20 protein-coding genes are annotated in these 21,591 nt (G+C 38.7%); 6 read left to right on the top strand and 14 right to left on the bottom strand.

Features of this window, described 5'->3' with window-relative positions:
• Positions 1–29 precede the first annotated feature (29 nt).
• Genes HDF25_RS01150 through HDF25_RS01135 form a run of 4 tightly spaced genes read left to right on the top strand, consistent with a single transcriptional unit; the run spans position 30 to position 3,603 of the window.
• Entirely contained in the window at positions 30–719 is a 690-nt protein-coding gene (locus tag HDF25_RS01150; RefSeq protein WP_184621922.1) for an HAD family hydrolase, read from the top strand.
• On the top strand, positions 667–1,698 hold the full coding sequence (locus HDF25_RS01145) for a UbiA prenyltransferase family protein (RefSeq protein ID WP_184621920.1): 1,032 nt from the start codon (positions 667–669) through the stop codon (positions 1,696–1,698). The genes HDF25_RS01150 and HDF25_RS01145 overlap by 53 nt, the downstream gene beginning before the upstream one ends.
• A gap of 44 nt (positions 1,699–1,742) precedes the next feature.
• Positions 1,743–3,182 (top strand): GMC oxidoreductase, encoded by a 1,440-nt coding sequence (locus HDF25_RS01140; RefSeq protein WP_184621918.1) that lies wholly within the window; start codon positions 1,743–1,745, stop codon positions 3,180–3,182.
• Between the two features lie 4 nt (positions 3,183–3,186).
• A complete protein-coding gene (locus HDF25_RS01135) occupies positions 3,187–3,603 on the top strand; it encodes a hypothetical protein (protein ID WP_184621916.1) in 417 nt (138 codons plus the stop codon).
• A 3-nt stretch (positions 3,604–3,606) separates the two neighbouring features.
• Here HDF25_RS01135 and HDF25_RS01130 read toward each other — a convergent pair whose 3' ends face one another.
• Complete coding sequence (locus tag HDF25_RS01130) at positions 3,607–5,298, bottom strand: GMC oxidoreductase (protein WP_184621914.1); 1,692 nt, start codon at positions 5,296–5,298, stop codon at positions 3,607–3,609.
• Between the two features lie 7 nt (positions 5,299–5,305).
• Positions 5,306–5,881 carry a gluconate 2-dehydrogenase subunit 3 family protein gene (locus HDF25_RS01125; RefSeq protein ID WP_184621912.1) on the bottom strand — a complete coding sequence of 192 codons (576 nt, stop codon included), beginning with the start codon at positions 5,879–5,881 and terminating at the stop codon, positions 5,306–5,308.
• 198 nt (positions 5,882–6,079) lie between these two features.
• On the opposite strand from HDF25_RS01125, the gene HDF25_RS01120 reads away from it, so the two are divergent.
• On the top strand, positions 6,080–6,907 hold the full coding sequence (locus tag HDF25_RS01120) for a glycosyltransferase (RefSeq protein ID WP_184621910.1): 828 nt from the start codon (positions 6,080–6,082) through the stop codon (positions 6,905–6,907).
• A 3-nt stretch (positions 6,908–6,910) separates the two neighbouring features.
• On the opposite strand, the gene HDF25_RS01115 is transcribed toward HDF25_RS01120, so the two are convergent.
• From HDF25_RS01115 to HDF25_RS01070, 10 genes are all read right to left on the bottom strand, one after another.
• Positions 6,911–8,077 carry a glycosyltransferase family 4 protein gene (locus HDF25_RS01115; RefSeq protein ID WP_184621908.1) on the bottom strand — a complete coding sequence of 389 codons (1,167 nt, stop codon included), beginning with the start codon at positions 8,075–8,077 and terminating at the stop codon, positions 6,911–6,913.
• Entirely contained in the window at positions 8,037–9,227 is a 1,191-nt protein-coding gene (locus HDF25_RS01110) for a glycosyltransferase (protein ID WP_184621906.1), read from the bottom strand. Before HDF25_RS01110 ends, HDF25_RS01115 begins: the two co-directional genes overlap by 41 nt.
• Before the next feature lie 34 nt (positions 9,228–9,261).
• The gene (locus HDF25_RS01105; protein WP_184621904.1) at positions 9,262–10,467 is read right to left on the bottom strand and encodes a glycosyltransferase; all 1,206 of its coding nucleotides are present in this window, start codon (positions 10,465–10,467) and stop codon (positions 9,262–9,264) included.
• An 11-nt stretch (positions 10,468–10,478) separates the two neighbouring features.
• Positions 10,479–11,258 (bottom strand): glycosyltransferase, encoded by a 780-nt coding sequence (locus HDF25_RS01100; protein ID WP_184621902.1) that lies wholly within the window; start codon positions 11,256–11,258, stop codon positions 10,479–10,481.
• A 10-nt stretch (positions 11,259–11,268) separates the two neighbouring features.
• Positions 11,269–11,898 carry an acyltransferase gene (locus HDF25_RS01095; RefSeq protein WP_184621900.1) on the bottom strand — a complete coding sequence of 210 codons (630 nt, stop codon included), beginning with the start codon at positions 11,896–11,898 and terminating at the stop codon, positions 11,269–11,271.
• Positions 11,899–11,984: 86 nt separating this feature from the next.
• On the bottom strand, positions 11,985–13,259 hold the full coding sequence (locus HDF25_RS01090) for an O-antigen ligase family protein (RefSeq protein ID WP_184621898.1): 1,275 nt from the start codon (positions 13,257–13,259) through the stop codon (positions 11,985–11,987).
• A gap of 243 nt (positions 13,260–13,502) precedes the next feature.
• Entirely contained in the window at positions 13,503–15,650 is a 2,148-nt protein-coding gene (locus HDF25_RS01085) for a GumC family protein (protein ID WP_184621896.1), read from the bottom strand.
• A gap of 14 nt (positions 15,651–15,664) precedes the next feature.
• Positions 15,665–16,363 (bottom strand): TolC family protein, encoded by a 699-nt coding sequence (locus tag HDF25_RS01080; protein WP_184621894.1) that lies wholly within the window; start codon positions 16,361–16,363, stop codon positions 15,665–15,667.
• Positions 16,364–16,496: 133 nt separating this feature from the next.
• Positions 16,497–17,561, bottom strand: coding sequence for a sugar transferase (locus HDF25_RS01075; protein WP_184621892.1), 1,065 nt, complete (start codon positions 17,559–17,561; stop codon positions 16,497–16,499).
• 3 nt (positions 17,562–17,564) lie between these two features.
• Positions 17,565–17,972 carry a response regulator transcription factor gene (locus HDF25_RS01070; RefSeq protein WP_184621890.1) on the bottom strand — a complete coding sequence of 136 codons (408 nt, stop codon included), beginning with the start codon at positions 17,970–17,972 and terminating at the stop codon, positions 17,565–17,567.
• Positions 17,973–18,196: 224 nt separating this feature from the next.
• On the opposite strand from HDF25_RS01070, the gene HDF25_RS01065 reads away from it, so the two are divergent.
• Positions 18,197–19,774: a beta-galactosidase gene (locus HDF25_RS01065; protein WP_184621888.1), complete on the top strand. Its 1,578-nt coding sequence runs from the start codon at positions 18,197–18,199 to the stop codon at positions 19,772–19,774.
• Between the two features lie 46 nt (positions 19,775–19,820).
• Here the strand turns inward: HDF25_RS01065 and HDF25_RS01060 are convergent, their stop codons facing one another.
• Both HDF25_RS01060 and HDF25_RS01055 read right to left on the bottom strand, forming a co-directional pair.
• Positions 19,821–20,540 carry a glycerophosphodiester phosphodiesterase gene (locus HDF25_RS01060; RefSeq protein WP_184621886.1) on the bottom strand — a complete coding sequence of 240 codons (720 nt, stop codon included), beginning with the start codon at positions 20,538–20,540 and terminating at the stop codon, positions 19,821–19,823.
• An 8-nt stretch (positions 20,541–20,548) separates the two neighbouring features.
• Positions 20,549–21,532 carry a GlxA family transcriptional regulator gene (locus HDF25_RS01055; RefSeq protein WP_184621884.1) on the bottom strand — a complete coding sequence of 328 codons (984 nt, stop codon included), beginning with the start codon at positions 21,530–21,532 and terminating at the stop codon, positions 20,549–20,551.
• Between the last annotated feature and the right edge of the window lie 59 nt (positions 21,533–21,591).

The raw sequence follows: 21,591 nt of genomic DNA, 5'->3' as shown, positions 1-21,591 counted from the left end.
AAATTTATATAATATTTAAATCGTTCTGAGTGAATAATATCAACTGGGAAAATCTTAAAGTTTTAATTCTGGATGTGGATGGTACATTGTATAACCAATCCAAGTTAAGAAAAAAAATGCGCTTCGCTTTATTAGGTTATTACCTTCTCAGGCCATGGCAAATCAAAGACCTTTTAATACTGTATCATTTCCGCTCGGAACGTGAAAAGAAAGCTGGCTATTGTGGCACGGATTTAGAGAATGAACAATACCAGTGGTGTGTTGAGAAAGTAAATGTTCCTATAGAAAAAATTAAAAAGGTTATTGAAAAATGGATCTTCGAATTTCCAAATCGGTATTTATTAAGCTGCTATTATCAGGAAATACCTCCGTTTCTGGAGTTGTTAAAGGAGAAGAATATCAAGATTGTTATTTATTCGGATTACAAAGCGGTGCAAAAGCTGGATCAGCTGAAAATCAAAGCAGATCTGGTACTCGCCTCTACCGATCCCCAGGTTAACTGCCTGAAACCAAATCCCAATGCTCTCTCTCAAATCATGCAAACATTTAAAGTACTGAATTCGCAGTGTCTGTTTATAGGGGACAGAGATGAACTAGATGGTCAATGTGCCGCTAATGCTGGCATAGCTTATTTAAATGTAAAAAACATCATAAACTGTAAAGATCGTGAACAATCAAACCCTTATCAATATTACTCAGAAAAACGACATCCCTCTTAAAAAAACAGCTGTCTTAAAAGATTATATTGCTATTGCACGCCCGGATAACTGGGTAAAAAATGTGTTTATGTTCCCGGGGATGCTATTTGCCCTTTCGGTTTTCAATACCCCTCTCAATATCCATTTACTGCTTAAAATCATTCTGGGACTGGCGAGTGCCTGTCTGATTGCCTCTTCAAACTATGTAATTAATGAATACCTGGATGCAGATTTTGATAAATTCCATCCTTTAAAAAAGAAAAGGTCACTGGTGGTTCATCAGGTAAATCCCAGACTAATCTATCTTGAATACACATTAATGGCGCTGACAGGTTTGTTTCTGGCTTCGCTGATCTCTTATAAATTTACGCTATTATCAGCTTTTTTTCTGTTTATGGGGGTGATCTATAATGTAAGGCCATTCAGAAGTAAAGAAAGGGTATTTCTTGATGTACTTACTGAATCCATTAATAATCCTATCCGTTTCTGTCTGGGCTGGTTTATATTTTCTCCTGCTCTGGGCATTCCGGATAGCAAATGGGACCTGAACTGGATCAATACTTTTCCCCCTGCCAGCATTGTAATCGCTTACTGGATGGGAGGTGCCTTTTTAATGGCAACCAAACGTTTTGCAGAATACCGGGTAATCGGAGACCCCTTGGTTGCCGGTCAGTATCGCAGATCTTTCAAGTTTTATACAGAGAACAGCCTGCTGGTATCTATGTTTTTCTATGCGATTACCTGTGCCTTTTTTATGGGAATATTCCTGATTAAGGACAGAATAGAACTATTACTCAGCTTTCCGTTTTTTGCACTGCTCTTTTCCTGGTATCTGAGAATCGGCTTACTGAATGACTCTCCTGTGCAGGGTTCAGAAAAATTGCATACCAGAAAATGGTTTATGCTTTACCTGTTTCTTTTCACGACTATGCTATGTATGCTGATGTTTATCCGTATCCCTTGGTTATACTGGTTCCTTAAAAACGCCAATAATTATTAGCGTAAATAGTTGATCTGACAAATAAAAACAATAGATCTAAACAGATGAAATACGACCAATACGATTTAATTATCACTGGTACTGGCTTTGCCTCTACTTTCTTTTTAAAAAAGTATCTGGAAAAGAATAAAGGCAAGAAAAAGATCCTTGTGCTGGAACGTGGACAATTCTTTCCACATGCTGAAAGACTTAAAATTAAAAGAGGGGAAATCAGTAATTTCAAGGGGATACAAGAGCATTGGGAGGATACAGTAGTCAATAAAAACCAGGAAAAGAAATGGCCTTTCACAACTGGATTCGGAGGTTCATCGAGTTGCTGGTGGGGCTGTACACCCAGATTTATGCCATCAGATTTTCAGATGAATACGCTATTCGGAATTGAAAAGGACTGGCCAGTCAGTTATACTGATCTCGAACCTTATTATGAGGAAACGGAAAAACTAATGTCTGTTTCTGGCCCCGACGAAACACCTTTTCCCAGAAATGGAAAATATCCCCTTCCTCCGCATCGTTTTACGGCAGTTGATCACCTTATGCATCAGACCTACGGGAATCAATATATTAGTCAGCCGACGGCCAGGGCAAGCAGGGCGGTAAATGGAAGAAATGCCTGCATGGCCAATTCAACCTGTGATGTCTGCCCTGTGAATGCAAAATTTACTATAGAAAATTCCGGAATGGATGTATATGCTGACCAACAGGTTGAAATTATATATGGGGCACAGGTATTCAGCCTGGAAACCAGGGGTAATCTGGCTAAGAAAGTGAATTATGTAAAAGATGGTAAAGATTATGAAATTGCAGGGGAAATTATTGTACTGGGCGCTAACCCTATCTTCAATTCCAATATCCTGTTAAATTCTGGGGATAATAATCCCCTAACGGGGAAAGGATTCGGCGAACAGTTGGGAATGCAGGTACTCATCTATCTCGATCAGATGAAAAATATTGGAGGAAGTACATGGGTTAATGCCAATGGATATATGTTATATGATGGCGTACATCGTAAAGATTTTGCAGCCTGTCTGATTGAAACGAATAATGCACCTTACTATATCAGGCTGGAAAGAGGGAAATGGCTGAATATGGCTTCTTTCCGTATGATCTTTGAAGATTTACCAATGGAGTCAAATTATATAACGAATTCGCCGGATAAACTGGTACCGGTTATCAATTTCAACGGAAGATCCGACTATACCAGGAGAGGAATAGAAAACATGAAAAATAAATTACCCGGATTACTCTCTTGTCTTCCCGTAGAAAAGCTAAAGTACCTGGACCCTTTTCCTAATGAAGGTCATATTTTGGGTGGAACCAGAATGGGACATGATGCTAAAGATAGTGTAGTAGATAAACACCTGATCCATCATCAGTACAGAAATGTTTTCGTACTGGGAAGTGGGGCATTTACAACATTCAGTGCTTCAAATCCGACTTTGACTTTAGCTGCCCTGTCTTTGTATACCGCGGATCATTCATTTTAAAGCTATGAACAGGAGAAAATTTGTTGCATTGGCAGGAGTTGGCTCGGGATTATTAATTTTCCCCTCAATTTTATATCTCAGCTCTCCTTCTCTCAGAAAATATGCCGGAGAGTTGATTAAAGAGGAGTTTCATTATCTAAAACTGGCTCCTGGAGGAGTTGAACAATACATTGAAGATTACTTTAATGCTTCGGCCAATAATATGCTGACCAATCTGAAATGGAAATCTTATTATTACTTAGGGATCAAAGCTGAAAACTCCAATCAGATATTCGAATTGGTTAAGTATTATTTATTATCGACTGATTTTTTTATTCACCGTATGGATGAAAGTAGGATAGTAAACTATCTGGGTCTGTATAGCCCTTATAAAAGTCCTGTACCCAATCCTTACTCTTTTGTATTGTATCCGGAGATATAAACCTTATAGGTTGCCCTTCTTTAATTCTTCAGCTGCAAAATCACAGGCTCTCGCAGTCAAAGCCATGTAGGTAAGCGATGGATTCTGACAAGCGGAAGATGTCATACAACTTCCATCAGTAATGAAAACATTCCGGGCTGCATGAACCTGATTAAAACCATTGAGAACTGAGGTTCTGGGATCTCTGCCCATCCTGGCTGTCCCCATTTCATGAATAGTGGCACCTCCTGGTTTATGATAATTAAAAGTATCAATTTCTTTAAATCCTGCGGCGCTCAACATTTCACCTGATGTCTCTTTGATATCTTTCATCATCTTCTCTTCATTGTCTCTGAAAGAGAAATCGATTGTCATCACGGGCTGTCCCCATTTATCTTTTTCTGTAGGATGAAGACTCACTTTGTTTTCATGATAGGGCAGGCATTCTCCCCAGCCGGCCATCCAGATACTCCATTTTCCGGGCGTTGTAAGCTGTTTTTTAAAATCTGCTCCAAAACCAGGATTAAGGGTCTTGTCTCTCCACTCCTGTCTTTCACCATCTCCCTGAATATTGTAACCTCTCAGGTAATCCAGGCCCTCTGAACGGAGATTTCTGAATCTGGGAATCAGAAATCCACAAGGCCGGCGTCCCTTGTAATAGCTATCCTGAAAACCATCATGAAGGCCACTTGCTCCCGCTGAGGAATGATGATCCATTAAATTATGTCCTAATTCACCACTGTCATTACCAAAACCATCCGGAAACCGGTGTGATTTAGAATTTAACAGCAATCCGGCAGTAGCAATCGTAGAAGCATTTACAAAAATTATCTTTGCATAATATTCAAAACTCTCATGAGTCAGGGTATCAATGATTCTCACACCTTTGGCCTTCTGGCTCGTTTCATCATATAATATTTCGGTAACGGTTGAATAAGGTCTTAAGGTCAGGTTCCCCGTTTGAAAAGCAGCTGGAATTGTAGAACTGTTACTACTGAAATAACCTCCGAAAGGACATCCCCTGGAACACAGGTTCCGGTTCTGACAAGGTCCTCTGCTGTCCCACCCTTTAGTTAAATTGGCTACCCTTGCAATAGTCAGCAACCTGTCGTGGTCGTGTTTACGAATAGAATCTGCCAGATGGTTTTCAATGCAGTTCAATTCCATTGCCGGGAGGAATTGCCCATCAGGTAACTGTGCCAGTTTTTCATAACTTCCACTAACCCCTATAAACTGCTCAACTCTATCATACCAGGGCGAAATATCGCGATAGCGTAAAGGCCAGTCAACTGCAATTCCTTCTTTTAAATTGGCTTCAAAGTCCAGATCGCTGAGGCGATAACACTGACGGCCCCAGGTAAGAGATCTGCCTCCAACCTGATACCCTCTGATCCAGCTGAAAGGCGTATTTTCAATATAAGGATGTTCAGTATCATCAACATAAAACAACGCATCACCAGCATTCGAATGAGCAGACTGACGCGGGTTTCGTTCAATCTGTTTCATGGTATAGTTTAAACGGTAATCAAAATCCCATGGATTTAAATTAGCTGTTGGATAATCCACAATGTGTTTTACATCTCTGCCTCTTTCCAGCAATAAAGTCTTCATCCCTTTCTTACACAAATCCATTGCGGCCCAGCCCCCACTAATGCCCGAACCAATTACAATGGCATCAAAAGTAGATTTAGCGGCAGAATTTCCTGTTTTATACATGGGATTATTATTTAGTTGCCCAGGACTTCTGGTTTTTTGTTAAAGGTATACATGCAGAGAATGTGTGGGGAATATAATCATAGGCTAATCCCTGAGTAGCCCCAATTTGAGAAGTACAATACCCTTCTACGGTCAATAATTTGAGTTTGACAAAGAAAGGCAGCCCAAAAATCTTATAATTTATTTTATTGAGCAGGTTCACCTTGTACAAAGATTTCTCTTCAAAATAGGTGAGTATAGCTATCTTCTCACTTGCAGAACAGCTTTTAAATTCCTGGTTATAATGTTTCAGGGTATAAGTTTCCAGATCGGATAAACCATTCAGAAAATTATGCTGCGTTTTGGGATCAGTACAGGAAGCTATCATCTTGATAATAAACTCCTCTACTTTAGCATCTTTAGCTCCGGGGGTATCAGTTCTGGGAATAATCACTTCTGCCAGTTCTGCCAGGAGCGCACGTTTTTGAGGAAGCTCTCTGATATCTGCCACTGCATTAAAAGCAGTCCATTTATAAAATGAGAATGAGGAGATTCCTAGAGATACAAAGACAATCAGACCTTTTATAGTAGTCCTTCTATCCATTTAATAAGTCATAAAAGCTAAATATATCATTGTAAATATAGATAAAAACATAATTTCAAAAAAATACTTTTGCAATACTTACTCTCAACCAACCATCCGCAAATTAAATTAATCGGAAAAGCCCTTAATTTTGGTATTTTTATTGTCTATATCTTTACCTTCATCAATTGATAAAAAACATATAGCTGCAAGTACTTCATGAGACCAATAGTCATTCCAGAAAACATACTGAAATTTAATAAAGGAAGAAATGCACTGACAGCCGAGATCCCGGGTATCGCCCAAAATTTCAACAGACTAAAGAGTGAACAACCTCTAATTTCAATTATCATTCCTGCCTATAATGAAGAAGAAAATATTTTAAAAACGCTTTTCTCTCTTTCGCAGACAGTAACGAAACACACTATTGAAGTTATTGTAGTCAATAATAATTCTGCAGATGATACGGAGTTACTTGCCAATGCCTGTCAGGTCAATTGTATCACGGAGAAAAAACAGGGTATTACGAATGCCCGTAATGCAGGCCTTCAACTAGCAAAAGGTGAATATATATTAAATGCAGATGCAGATACCATTTACCCGGCAACCTGGATTGATGATATGGTAGCGCCTTTAATTAATGACGCAACGGTCTGTCTGACTTATGGGACATTTTCTTTTGTACCTATTGCCGGAACTCCCAGACTGGTTTATTTCTTCTACGAATATGCCGCCGATTTTAACAGGACAATCTGCAAACATTTCAAAGAGGAAGCCTTAAATGTATATGGTTTTAATTCTGCCTGCCGCAGGTTACAATGTCTGAGTGTAGACGGTTTTAATCACCCTCCGGGAACAAATGAAGATGGATGGCTGGCAATCAAATTAAGAGAGAAGGGATATGGCAGATTCCATTGGGTAACATCTACCAAAAGTATTGTATGGACTACAGACAGAAGAATTCAGCTGGACGGTGGTCTATATAAAGCTACTTATGACCGTCTGGTCAAAAATATAAGCCTGGATCATGTAAAAAAGAAAAGCTAAATACTATAACGTAAGTACGTTCTGGTAAACCGCTTCAACTTTCCTGGTCATGGTACCAATATCAAACTGAGCTTTAATCAAAGCACCTGCTTCCTTTCCCAGTTCTTCACGTAACTGATGATCTGAAGCTAATTTTAAGATGGCTTCTGCAATCGCATCCGGAGATGAAGTCGGGATCAGCAAGCCGTTTTTCCCATCTGTAACCAGGTCTTTTGTTCCGTCAATTGCCGTAGCAATGATAGCTTTCCGCATCGCCATAGCTTCGAGTAAGGCAATCGGTAGACCTTCCCAAAGTGATGGCAGGCAAAAGATATCTATAGCATGCAGAATCGCCGGAATATCATCTCTGAAATTCTCAAAAATAACGCGTTGTCCGAGATTCAGACTTTCTGCCAGTTCCAGCATCTGAACCTTGAGATCGCCATCCCCGACAATCAGGAATTTAATCTTTTCAGTCGCTGGTACTTTTGCAATAGCCCTCAGGAAATTCAGCGGCTCTTTTTGCGCCGTAATCCTGGCAATATAACCAACCAGTATCTCATGCTGAGCTATTCCAAATTCGGCTCTTACATCTTTGTATTCCTGATCAGGATCAAACTTAACCTGGTTAATTCCATTGACAATAACCATAGCACCGGGCATTGGGAATTTACCTTTCCCTTCTCTTAGGTTACTTTGGGAAACACAAATGGTCTGATCAGCTTTGTTAACCAGAAATCTTTCACTTAAAGAGCGGATTAACTTTACCACTGGCTGCTGATCCGGATGGAATGACCAGCCATGAACTGTATATATTAACGGTATCCCATTCTTTTTTGCAGCGTAAAAAGTATTTGAATTTGCCCTGGTCCCATGGGCATGTATCAGATCAATATTTTCTTCGGTAATGATTTTTCTAACCTGGCCCCAGACTTTATAATTAAAAGGTTTCTCTGTATGTACCACATAGGTCTTAAACCCATCTGCCTTTAATTTATCAACCATAGGGCCATCTGTAAAAGATAGAATGACAGATTCAAACCGATCTTTATCGAGTTCTTTAACCAGGTCAAGTACGTGAGTTTCCCCCCCACCAACCTTACCTTGTCTGATCGCTTGTAATACCTTTATTTTTTTTACTGACATAGCTTTAATTTCCTGGTGTTTCCACATCATCAATCTTACTTTCATAGTAATGTTGTGTGGCGGTTGATATCTGATTGGCTTTTTTGGCCTTTAAAAGGGATAAAATCTGGTAAAAGATAAATACTGGAATACGGACCAGTGACTGATAAATAATCTTTGGCGCCTTGAAATGACGAAGGGCAATAAAGAAGATAAAAAAGAAAGCCAATACCGCGAACAGCCAGTAGAAAAGCTGATAGGGAAATACAAATAAATCAACCATCATGCAAAATCCAGACAGTCCGACAACGATAAATAGTGGAGGTCTTGAGAAAACCAGTCCGCATAGAAACTGATTTTTATTAAAGTCCTTCAATCCACTGCCGGCCAGTTTAAGCCCTTTACCGGCATATTTAAACCAGGTATTAATCCATCTTGCCCGCTGATTCACCAGCTGACCTGATTTGGAGGTTTTCTCATCATATACAATAGCTTTTTCTGCAAATGCAATACGCTGACCCCTGTTAAGGATCTCCATTTGAAGCACCTTATCAAATCCGGCTCCCTCAATATGTAGTAGTTCGAGGCACTCTCTGTAAAAAGGTGTACTGAATGCCATCCCTGATCCGGCCAGAGAAGCAGAAGATCCATTATCAAATAATAATTTCCTGTCTATATAACGGTAATACATATCTCCTGCCTCATCCAGACAGGCATAACTGGTATTTAAATTTTTTGCCGCTCTTACACCCTGCACAGCTATAAATCCTCTGGCAAAGAACTGGTTCAGTTCATTCAGATATTCAGGATCTACCAGGTTATCGCTATCAATAATAGTCAGGTAATCATGTGGTCTTTCGAAGCGGTTAATCGCATAAAAATGAGATTTGGTGTTACTGGCCAGTGTTTCTTCAGGCCGGAGTAAAACTACCCGCTCATCATTGAAATGAAGATTGGAAATATCACATTTGTCGGCCACTACATAAACCAGATAGTTTTTATAATTCAGTTTTAAAATAGAATCTACGACAGATGGCAGCAACGTTGTTTGTTCATACGCTGTTACAATAATTGCATAATCGTATGCTTTTGGAATGACGGTTTCTGTAAAATCCTTTTGCTGAAAAAAGCGAAGGATATACAATAGCAGCGGCAGAACTAAATTGAACCCCGTTAAAATCTGAAAAACAACCCAAAGCGCCAATAAAACTTCCATATACATCAATTGTGACAAAATAAATTTAAACAGGTTACGTTTTCTGCACCTTATTTATCGCGTTGTAAATCCTGGCTACGCTATTCTCCCAGGTATGTTGTAAAGCAAAATCCCTGCGCTGCTGCTGTAGCATTGCTGAATTCTCTTCCAGTGCTTTTTCAATTAATAAAACGTAATCTTCTTTAGTCTCTGCGAGGTAAACAAAATCTTTAAAGGTTTCCATTGTTTTGGTATTCGTTGCAACGACAGGTTTGCCAATAGCCAGGTACTCATCGATCTTACGGGGGTAATTGCCAATAGTCACCTCATTAACCAGTTGTGGGTTAATACATACATCAAAAAAATTGATATAATCGGGCAGCTGACTAATAGGCTTAATACCGGTAAAGGTTACATTATCAAAAGAATGCAAATTACTATCCTTAAATAAATCGTCCTCCGGTCCTACCAGCACCACAGACCATTCTGGTTTTGATGCTGCAATATGGGCTATAATCTCTTTATCCAGCCTGATACTTTGTAAGGCTCCTACATAACCAATAACTGGTCTTTTTACCGAAGCGACATCAGCAGGAGCTGGTTTAACTTTATCCTCCACAAATATATCCAGATCACAACCTTGTCCAACATCAAAAGAAGCCGGATTAAACTGTGCACAGTACTCTGCCAGAAAAGTTGAATTAGCCACACAGAGATCATTATTTGCAATCAGCAAAGGCTCTAGTTTTTCACCGTGTTTCTTCCAGTAATCGACAGCTATCATGTAGTCCCTGGAGTAATAAATACTCAGTGCTGGTTTCAGGAAATCATTTAAATAGAATCCCTTGAACATTTCATTGTCATTGAACAGGATAAAATCTTTAAACCCAAGTTTTTCAACAGCCTTAAAGATAGATTTTGCTAGTTTTCTGTTATTAATCCGGTTAAAAAAACTGAATAGCCCGGTATGATTAATCCAGTTAATAGACTCCACCATACAATCCGGATAAAAATTCCAGAGACCTGGTTGAATCGGTACCAGTCCATCAGCCTTTCCCTGAATAATCTCTAGTCTTTTTCTGGTTTTAATATCCTGTTTATTTCTCCATAGCGTAATCCTGTCCAATGGAGAGTTTACGTATAACACACGATTGTGTTTACTGAATTCGAGCGCAATATTCTTACAGTTACTCCCTATCTCTGTGTCCCATGGCTGCTGACCAACGACAATGATATCTCTTCCGGTTATTTTGTTTTCCATTTAAAATATCATTAAGATTTCCCAAACCAAAGTCCTGTATAACAGTTTACATATCGGTAGACAGTCCTGATCTGGCGTACAAAAAAGTTCTCAGAATTTCTCCATCTGTTTCTGGTCATTGTACTTGGCTCATCAGCAGAATTTACCTGATCAAGTATAGATTTATGTTGCTCGTAAAAAAATGCTTTCCCCCCATTTCTCAGAAAAGACATCATCATGCTAAATTCAGTTTTATCACCAGACACACCTTCGAGGTAACGCCCAAACTTTTGAAAGAACGTGCTACGCCTCAAATGTGGGTGATCGCTGTAATAGGCAAATTTATCCAGTCCGGGATACCACCATTTAAAAAGCATTTCTGAAAACCCAAATTGATAGGGTTTCAGATAGGGATATTTATTATAGGCATAAAATCTGACCATATCGAAATCGGCTCTTTCCTTTAAGAGGGAAAGACCATTTTCAAGATGTGTACGAAAGCCTTCCAGAGGAGTAAAATCCTCCTGGATATACAAAGTATAAGGCGTCTTCACTGCGTCCTGCCCCTTATTCAGGTTGTTACCCAAACCTTTATTGACAGGGCCGCTAACCAATTCAAAATCGTAATCCTGATGTAGTCCTTTAATATACTCCAGATGCTCTGCTGTACTACAGTCATCTGCCACAACAATAGCACTGAAAGAACAACCAGCTGCTTTTATTTCGCCCAGCAACCGCTCCAGAGATTTACTCCGGTTATAATGTGTAATCATTAGCGTTACCTCTTCAAAACGTCCAGCTGTTTCTATCATATTTTTTTAATTATGTAACAGGAGAACTTACTTTCTCCCAGACCCCGGAAACCGGATTATACTGTTTGATTACTTTTGCCGGATTACCTACAGCAACTGAAAATTCGGGAACGTCCTTAGTAACTACACTTCCCGCACCAATAATACAATGTTTACCAAGGGTAACACCCGCAGTAATTACTACATTGGCCCCTACCCATACATCATCTCCAATCAGAATAGGTTTAACCGTCTCTTTCTGTCTCCGCGGGGATATAGTGACATCTTCGAAACCATGATTCAAAGCCGAAATAACTATATTCTGTGCAAGCATGACTTCATTACCTATAGTAACCGGTCCAATAATTACATTTCCCATTCCGACAATGGTCTGGTCCCCAATGATCACATTCCCTACCCCATTATTGATAGTAGCAAAATCCTCAATTACCGATTTTGTCCCAAGATTAAATTGGTTATAAGGAAATACATCCATTCTTGTCCTGCTTCTTATAATAGCATGTTTACCCTTTTTATGAACAAATGGATTCACAAACCATCGTACCCATAATCGTGGACGATGCTCATTTGCCGGTATCATTAACCGGAGCGCAAGCTGTTTTAAAGCGGGGCTGGATTTTATCCTGGATACAAATGACATATGCTTATTTCATGATTTTAAATCCTTTGAAAAATCCGTAAAAGAAACAGATCAATGCAGGTATAGCAAATATTTCGTATGGCATATTAAGCTGTATTTAGATTTTTATTTTCCTGTTCTTTCAATTCTTTCTCTAAAGCCGGGCTGATAAATATAAACACCCATGATACATAGACAACAAAGGAGGATGGAGCAGTATTAATTACTTCATTTCCATAACTACAAAACAATATACCGGCATAGCCGGCAGTTAAAGCTATCATTTTTATCCTGAGCTTTTCATTCTTTATATTCCAGACTATTCCACAGCACTTACCCAGAATATACATCATAATCCCAAACCAAATGGTGAAACCTACAATTCCATACATTGCCCACACTTTTACCCAATAGCTATCTGGTTGTATAGTGGAGAGAAATTTGTCCTTATTAAAGGCTTCACCCCAAACTCCGATTACGCCTAAACCACCACCAAAAGGCCGGCTGCTTAAATATTCTCTCAGGATTTTCTGATTGGTCAGACGAACATTTAAAGAGGCTTCTTTTGGATCAAGTGCAGAACGGAGTCTGAATATCTGATAGTTATTATTTCCTATGGAGGTATACTTCAGCATAAACAGGAAGGACAAAGCAATGATCCCGCCAATAATGATGACTTTAAACTTTTTACTCAACAGGATGGCTAAAAATATCCCCACGATCAGGGCAAAGAGTGCACCTCTGGTACCTGAAATAAGCATACCATAAACCATAATCATTGCCAGGCCAAATAAAATTACCCGTTTCCATATTTTGAAAGGGCCCAAACACAGGATTAAAGCAATCAGCGCGATATGTGCCTGGGAAGCGCCAAACTGACCTGCATCACTATAGAAAGAGAAAACCCTTAGTCTGCCCCAGAGAATATGGGTTATATTACCACCTTCATCCAGAAAACGCTGTTCTCCGGGCGAAGGGCCAATATAGAGCTGCTTAATCCCATTAAGGGAAGCCAGTAGGGATAAACCGAGAATAAGATATAAAAACACATTCAGGTCGCGGTTCCTCTTTAAAAGTAGAAACCCCATCGGAACAAGGACAAAAGGATATAATGCTGCCGCCCTGATCTCCTGCAACCAGCCTTGTACACTAGCTCCGGCAGGGTTAGCCACCTGAAAAACACTGATCATAAACCAGAACAGTAACAGGTAAACCAGATCGGTATTCAATAGCTTCCAGTTGTATTGATCTGCTGTAAAAACAAGTGTTAACCAGCCTAATAAAAGAATTCCTTCCTGTAAAGTCCCAAAAGGGAAATGTCCAATCTCTCTACCCAGGATCCCAAAGGTGAAACTGTAAAAGACCAGCAGCCATATGATCATTCGGGGCTGCCGGATAAAGGAAATCTGCACAGCGATCAAACATGAAACAGCAATTACAGCAACGGGCAGCAGAATACCAAAATCAACAACAAATAAACAAATACCTAAACAGATTAATATTACAATTGATAATATAATGATGCTTAATTTATTGCTTTTATAAAACGAAGCCGCTTTATCCATTCTTTATTTATAAAATAAGAAAACCAAATTTTAAGTGACAGCTAACTCTATCAGGTAAAATTACGATTTAGATTCTCCGTTGAGTTTAATTTTATTTAAAACCCATCCTATAAATCCAGGTTGTTCTCTTAAATATACCAACAAATCTTTATCTGTATCGGATAATGCCTTTCCAACTTCAAAAACAGCTATATTTTTTTCAGTAAACATCAGCCATTCTTTAGCTACGTTGATATCACGCAAACTATTAATATCAATGATAATCAAATCAAATTCTTTTCTCAGCACATCAAATCCAGCTCTGAGATTTTTGGAGCTCTGAATTTCCAGCAGGGAAGTGTTATCATTGTTTTTATTCAGTACTGTAATGAGATCCTGTGTCTGAATTTCACGTTTGATCAGGAAGGTTTCAAAATTATCCCTGATGGCAAGTTCTTTTGTATTTGCACTCTCTATGCGTTGCGTTTCGCCACCTATCAGCAATACTTTTTTCCCTGTCATCGCAAAAGCATGTGCTAAACTTGAAGCGATAAAAGATTTACCTTCTCCCGAAGCCAGACTGGTCACGCCCAGGATCTGACTTTCGTCTGCATCCAATTTATTGGTTAACTCGAGTCTCAGCGAGCGGAGCAGGTTCTTAAATGCAATAAAATTGGGTGTTTCTGCATCATTCCAAATGCTCTTGAGTGACTTACCCTGTATATTCACATAACTCAGGTTCCCTAGGACCGGCATATTAGTTGCACTGATCATTTGTTTTGAATTATTGATCGTGTTATCCAGGAAGAATAAGGCAACCACTGCCATAAAACAAATAGAGAAACTAGATATGCCTGAAAGGGCAATGTAGATTAATCTTTTGGAGGGTTCTGGTGTTCCGATCAGACCAACCTGCGCAATATTAAGTTTCAGCCCGATATTTTGTTCGGTACGGGTCTGATTATATCTGTTCAATGCATCCATATAATCTTTAGTAGCCAGATCTGCATCTCTTTCATAATTCTGAATACCTGCATCAAACGGAACCATTGTATTATATTTTGACTTCAGCTGAGCTAATTCCTTATCAATTGAAGCAATACTGCTTTTAGCCTGGTTCATGGATACATCCAATGCGGATCTCTGCTGAATCAGATTTTGTTTATTTACTGTGGGGTCAACTATGTTATTATCCGAATTTCTTAAGGTTTTCGCGCTCAGTATCCTGTTCAGTGAATCTATTGATTTCTTATCACCCACCTTAAAATTCCCATCGATATAACGGTCATTTGCAACCTTCAGTTGATTTTTAATATCAACGATATCCCTGTTATCTGAGACTACATTACCACCTGTATAAGCATCCTTACCACGGAGTTTGGCCTCTATTGATGCAATAGCACCCTGGTTGGCCTGTATATCTCTTAAAGCCTGCGCCTTCCGGTCTTCGTTCTGTGAAATCTGTGAGTAAGCAATCTCAGATTGTTTATCCAGGTTTAACACGCCATTAGCCATTTTAAAGTTCTTCAGGGCTGCATTCTTGGCATTCATTACTGCTTCTTTTTTCTTAAGCAATGAATCTAACAGGGCTAGGGAGTTATTCTGGTTAAAATTAACATCCTGACCATAATTCTGAATGAACTCGGTAGTCAGTGTATTGACTAAAAATGCAGAAAGCGCCGGATTTGCAGAAATATAACTAACATTGATGAAATCACTTCCATCAGTACGGTTAACCGTCAGGTTCTTATTAATGGTCTCTTCATCGTAGCCCATTGAAGCTACCAGATCATACAATTCATTGTTTCCTTTATCAGAAAGAGCAAGCGTCTCTTTCTTAATTAGCCTTTCCTGCAGTTGAGCGATAAGCTCGGTTCTTTTCGCCGGTGTGAGTGCCTCAACCTTTTCACTGTATTTTTTAAATGGATTTTTAGGATTTTCTAAATCATGCAGCATCAGATTATAAGAAAGAATACTCATGATCTTTTTCATCTTCAGTTTTTCAATAATATTGGAAAACTGCTGGCTTGTCTTGAAATAATCCATATTCTGGTTTGCAGATAGTTGTTTAGACTGGTCTACGAGCCCGGTTGAGATCTGCGCCTGTGAATTATACTGCTTAGGCAGATTCTTCACCATAAAAAAAGTAATACATACCGTAACCAGAGGAACAATTATAATGATCCATTTGTATCTGTTGATATGCCTTAAAAAAGCCTTAAAATCCATTTATTCTAAATAATTTATTTAATCTCTGAAAGTGGTTTACCGATAATTTCTTCTAATGCATCTTTGGCTACCAGAAGATTTACTTCAGATTGTATTTTCCCAGTTGTTGCTGAAGCCAGGTTGATTCTTGACTGATTGTAAGTATCCAGTGAAATCTCACCCTTCTCAAATTTATACTTCAGATTGTCAGCTACGTTTTTATTGTCCTGTACACTTTGTGTATTGATTTTCAACTGTGCAATCTGCTGTACGTAATTATAATATCTTTTTTTAACTTCAATAGCCAATGTGTTATCGTATTCCTGAGCCTCTAATTTAGCAACTTTATATTCAGCTCTGGCTTTTTTACCCATATAAGGTTTCTGCAGGAAGTTACCAATGTTGATATTCACACCAAACTGGAAACCATTTACAGAGTATGGATTGGCAAGGTTACCGCTCCCAGGGGTCGTAATTACTGTAGAATTATCTGGTCTGTAGAAATATGAAGCATTCAGAATGTCCAGATAGGAAACCGTATTGATCGGAATGGCCGTCTGAGCACTGATCACTTTCTGATCAAATATCTTTTTTCTGGGAAAGTATTCTTTGGCTGCTTCTATATATTTCTGTAAAAGTTGATAATTAACCTCACCGATTATTGTTTCCTGGGCAGAAGCCTGGAAACCGAAAAAGGCAAGAAATAAGAGAGAGAGCGGGGCTATTTTTTTCATGTCGTTTATATTTATTTTTTAATGGTTATGAAGCTATTATGATTTTATGTTCATTTCTTTGTGTGATCTGAAAAATCATGATGGTTTCATGTCGTTTATTAATTTAATTGATTTGGTTGCATTTATACAATAATCAGACCTTTTCTTTCTGGAAAAGGGCTGGAAAAGTTCCAAGGATAATTTTGATATCAAACCATACCGAGTAATTCCTGGCATAAAAATTATCCAGCTTCTTACGCTCAGTGTCTGACATCTCCCCTTTTCCGCGTTTACTGATCTGCCACAAACCAGTTAATCCTGAAGGACCCAGAAAACGCATAGACCATTCATTTGAAGTCAGCATCTCTGCTTCATACAAGGGCAATGGCCTGTTGCCTACTAATGACATATCACCTTTCAGTACATTAAACAATTGTGGCAATTCATCTAAACTTGAATTCCTCAGAAAATTACCCAGTTTAGTTACTCTGGGATCATTCTTGATTTTAACAAATGCATTTGCACCACTTCCGTCATCCGAATACTGGTTGAGTGCGGACAAATTTTTAAGTTCTTTATCTGCCCCTGCTTTCATGGACCGGAACTTATAAAAATCAAAAATCTTATACCCTGTCCCTACGCGTTTACTTTTATAGATCACCGGTCCTTTCGAGTCTAAACGGATCAGAGCAGCAATAATCAACAGCACAGGTGATAATACTAAAAGTATGCCACCCGAAGAAACCACATCAAATACTCTTTTCGGAGTAGGGATTTTATATTCTGCCCTTTCTTTCTTAATCACAGAAAGCTGCTCGATATTTGGTTTGATCAGTTTGAATTTAATTAAAAAATTTAACCGGTCTTTCAGATCTTCCATCTGGTAAGGCGCAAAATACAAATCATGTATTTTTGCCTTAATTGCCCTTTGTCTTAGTTTAACGTCCGGCGCATTCCCAAGTAAAACAATAATCAGTCCACTAGTCAGCGGGTTGTTTTTAATTTTCTCTACAATTGAAAAAACACGTTCTTCATCCTTCACTTCAATCATGATTACATCAGGTGTTGAAAAAAGAGACTGTGTATTCAGATAAGCTTCGAGTTTAGACTCGTCGTCTACATTAACGACATTATATTCCTGACTCAACTCGGCAGCTGATGCCTCAGTAAGCTGAGTACCTGAATAAACTAATCTTAGTCCTTTATAATTGTAATCCATTATCTATTTGGCAAGGGAGGTTTGTTGTTCTGCGAGTACGCTTGAAATCTTATTTTTCAGAATTTCAGGGTTAAAAGGTTTTGGGAAATAACCTTCTACTTTAAAAGGTATATTTAATACAATTTGATCCAGATCTTCAGCGGCTGAAAGAATGATAACAGGGATTTCTCTGTAAAAACCACTTATTTTGATGCTCTTCAAAAATGACGTTCCATCAAAATGAGGCATATGCAAATCAAGAATAATAATATCGGGAAAATTACCATCCTCCAACCATAAATGCGCCTTATAGCCACTTTCTACAGCATGAATACGATATTCCTTAGATAAAATGAAATGAAGCAGTTTTAAAATACTAGGTTCATCATCAACTATTAAGATTTGTTTTTTTTCAAAAGAGACACTATCCATTTTTTTTTGACTGATATTTATGAGATGAATTCTGTTTTACAAAATGATTTATTCAACAAAAAAAAATTTTAAACTCTTGTTTATATATCAAAGATATGTCATTAAACATACAAGTTATAAATGTTTTTTCTCAATTACGTAATCGCTTCACAATCGGTTCTGGTAATCAAAAAATTGTCAATCTTATATCATGATATATACCCAATAATCAATAACTGTTCCATATGTTGAAACTAATCTTTCTTTCCGTTGCTTTCTCCTATCTTTTATTTAGTCCTTTAACTTGTGTTCAGCAAACGATACCATCAGAAACGATCAAATTAAAGACTCGGCAACAAAGTGGTGCCATCTTCAAAAATTTTTTGGGGATCAATGGCTTTGAATGGGATTTTTTCGATGATAAAAGTGACCGTATTAATCCACAAAAAGTGAAAGTTATGCAGTCTTTTGGTGGCTTCCGTCATTACATGGATTGGGAAAGAATAGAACCTGAAAAAGGGAGGTACACCTTCAACCCCACACATTCAGGAGGTTTCAACTATGACAAGGTATATGAGATCTGCGCAGCTAATCATATAGATGTATTAAGCTGCCTGAAAAACTGCCCTCCCTGGTTGATTAGCACCTATCCACATGAACTCAGGGATGTAGATAATGTACCTGCACCTTTCGGATCAAACCACTACGTTCCAGCATCTTATATTCTACAGGCAAAGGCAGCATTTCAGTTTGCAGCAAGGTATGGAAACAATAAAAAGATTGACCGGAAGCTGATCAGCGTATATCAGCAGCCGAGATGGAAAGATGACCCTGTTAATACGATAAAAACAGGACTGGGCCTGGTGCATTATATAGAATGCGACAACGAAAGAGATAAAGACTGGAAAGGTGCAAAAGGACATCAGAGTCCAGAAGAATATGCAGCTAATTTATCTGCCTTCTATGATGGTCATAAAGGTTCGTTAGGAAAGGATGTTGGTGTTAAAAGTGCTGATCCAACGATGAAGGTAGTGATGGCTGGTCTGGCCTTTCCCAACCCGGATTATGTGATCAGAATGATTCAGTGGTGCAAAAAAAACAGAGGATATCTGCCAGATGGGAAGATTAATCTGTGTTTTGATGTAATTAATTATCACTTCTATGCAAATGATGCCACCCCTGCTCATGATCAGCGTACTGTTGGCAAAGCTCCTGAGCTGTCAGAAGCCGGAAAAGTGGCCGATGATTTTATGGCCGTGTCTAAAAAACACGCAGGTCAGCTGGAAGTCTGGGTAACTGAATCTGGTTATGACATTAACCCTGAAAGCCCTCAGAGAGCCATCCCAATCAAACATAAGACTGCATTGATTACACAGGCCGACTGGATGCTCCGTTCTGCATTATTATATGCAAGACATGGCTTAGAAAGATCGTTTTTTTATATGCTTGATGACGTTAATGTAAACGACGCTACACCCTATGCTTCAGCTGGTTTCGCCGATCAGAACAAACGCAGGCCTGTTGCTGACTATTTTTACCAGGTTAAAAACCTGATTGGACCCTATCACTATGAACAAACAATCAACAAGGACCCTTTAATAGATGTTTACAGAAAGGATAAAAAAAGGATGTATGTCCTGTACATTCCTGATGAGCGCGGGAGGGAGAAACTTTTCAAACTGAATTTAAAAGGAGCAAAAGCGGTGAAGGTTCACCTTTTAGTTCCTGGTGCCAATCAAATGAAAACAATAATCGTTTCTACCCCCTCAGGAAAAATAAAACTACGTATAACAGAAACACCAATTTTTGTGGAAATTATTTAACCGCTGAATATTTTCCGCTGTATGTGAAAGAAACACCCCCGGTTTTCTAGCTGTTTCTCAATAAATCGAAAAGTAGTTCTGGTTCATTGGTGGTAATAAAATCAATATGGTTTGCAAGCAGTTTCTTCATATCACTCTCCTGGTCTACTGTCCACGCATTAAGTGTTATCTCCTGCTGACGGGCCTGATTAAACCAATTCCCGGTCTGATAAATCGTATAATCATAATCAGCCTGGGTAATACGGTCACTTTTCAATTTTTCCAGTGATTTTTCATCATTAACCTCAGCGAGAAAAGCTGTTTTCGCCTCAGGATCAATTTGCAGAACTCTCAATAATGCCTCATAACTGAAACTGATATATTCAATCCATTCACCTGCATTTAATTTTTTGACCAGATTCAATACCGCATCGGTAAGTTCTAAAGTCTCCTGAAGACTGGGTGCAATTTTTATTTCCAGGATCATTTTTGTGTGATCCTGTTTAATTCCCTCCTGCAGATAATTCTCAAGAGTTGGAAGGTGTTCCCCATTATGTAGCGTTTTTTGCATCAATTCTGAATAAGCAGTCAGCGCAATGGGCATCCCCAGAAAATCATCATCGTGGTTAACAACAATGATTTTGTCTTTTGTCAGGTGCACATCAAACTCAGACCCGTAACATTTCAGTCTGATTGCCTCTTTTAAAGAGGCAATTGAGTTCTCGGGGAAGTTGTTCTTTCTAAAGGCACCACGATGTGCGATAACCTGATTTTTGTTCCAGTTCATATTTATCTTCAGGCTCTTGTTCCTAAATAGAATTTATCCCGGTATTCACTGGGTGTCATTCCTACTGTTTTCCTGAAAACTTTCCGGAAAGCTTTTGGATCATTATATCCGGATTTATAAATGACTTCCGTCATCTGTTCTACGGTTTGCTCCAGTAATTTCTTCGCTGCTTCGATACGGGTCTGCTGCAAATATTCAATGAGGGTTATCCCTGTCACCTGTTTGAAACGACGGACTATGTTTCTTCTGCTTGCAGGAATATCCTTAATCATTTCCTCAATTGTACCGGTATTATGATAAGCCGTTTCTATTTTCTGCTGGGCCATGGCAACCAGATCGTCATTATGTTTTCTTGAAATCTGGAAAGTATTAAAGTAAGACTGTGTATGCCTGTCCATGTCAATGGCAAATAATTTAGCGATTTTAATTGCCATTAAATTACCGCAATGTATCTGTAACAGGTGAAGCATTAAATGAAAACTTGAAGTAGCTCCCCCACTTGTATATAATCTGCCATCCTGTGTTACGGTTTTGTCAGGTTGAAGACTAACCTGAGGGAAAGCAGATGCAAATTCAGAACAGGCATCCACATGGGTAGTTGCTATTTTTCCATTCAGCAGTCCTGTAGCGCCTAGGAGAAAAGCTCCGGTACAGAAACTTGCTAACTCGGCACCTTCCTGATATTGTTTATTCAGCCAGGTAATTGCGGAGTAATTTTCTTCAATCGCATTTTTAATGTCTTCATTAATAAAGGATGGAATCAGTACGAGATCCTGTTTGGAAGGAAGCTCAATAGATTTGGGCTGATATCCATAAAAATAAGTTCCTGGATTACTCAACAGACTGTCATCACTGCAAAACAGGTCAATCTGAAAGGGGGCCGGGTGACCTTCACCGGTATAAAGTTTATTTACAGTTTCAAAAACATCTAATATTGCCGCTACACTCAATAACCTGTATTGATTAGTAAGCAGAAGACCAAGTTTTATCATTTTCTTATTTTTTTTTATTAAATATACCCTTTTTTAAAAATATACCATCAATCCATCAT

Source organism: Pedobacter cryoconitis, from assembly GCF_014207135.1.
Classification (GTDB): Bacteria; Bacteroidota; Bacteroidia; order Sphingobacteriales; family Sphingobacteriaceae; genus Pedobacter; species Pedobacter cryoconitis_D.
Note: the sequence above shows the minus strand (reverse complement) of the source record. Positions and strands in the feature narration are given on the sequence as shown.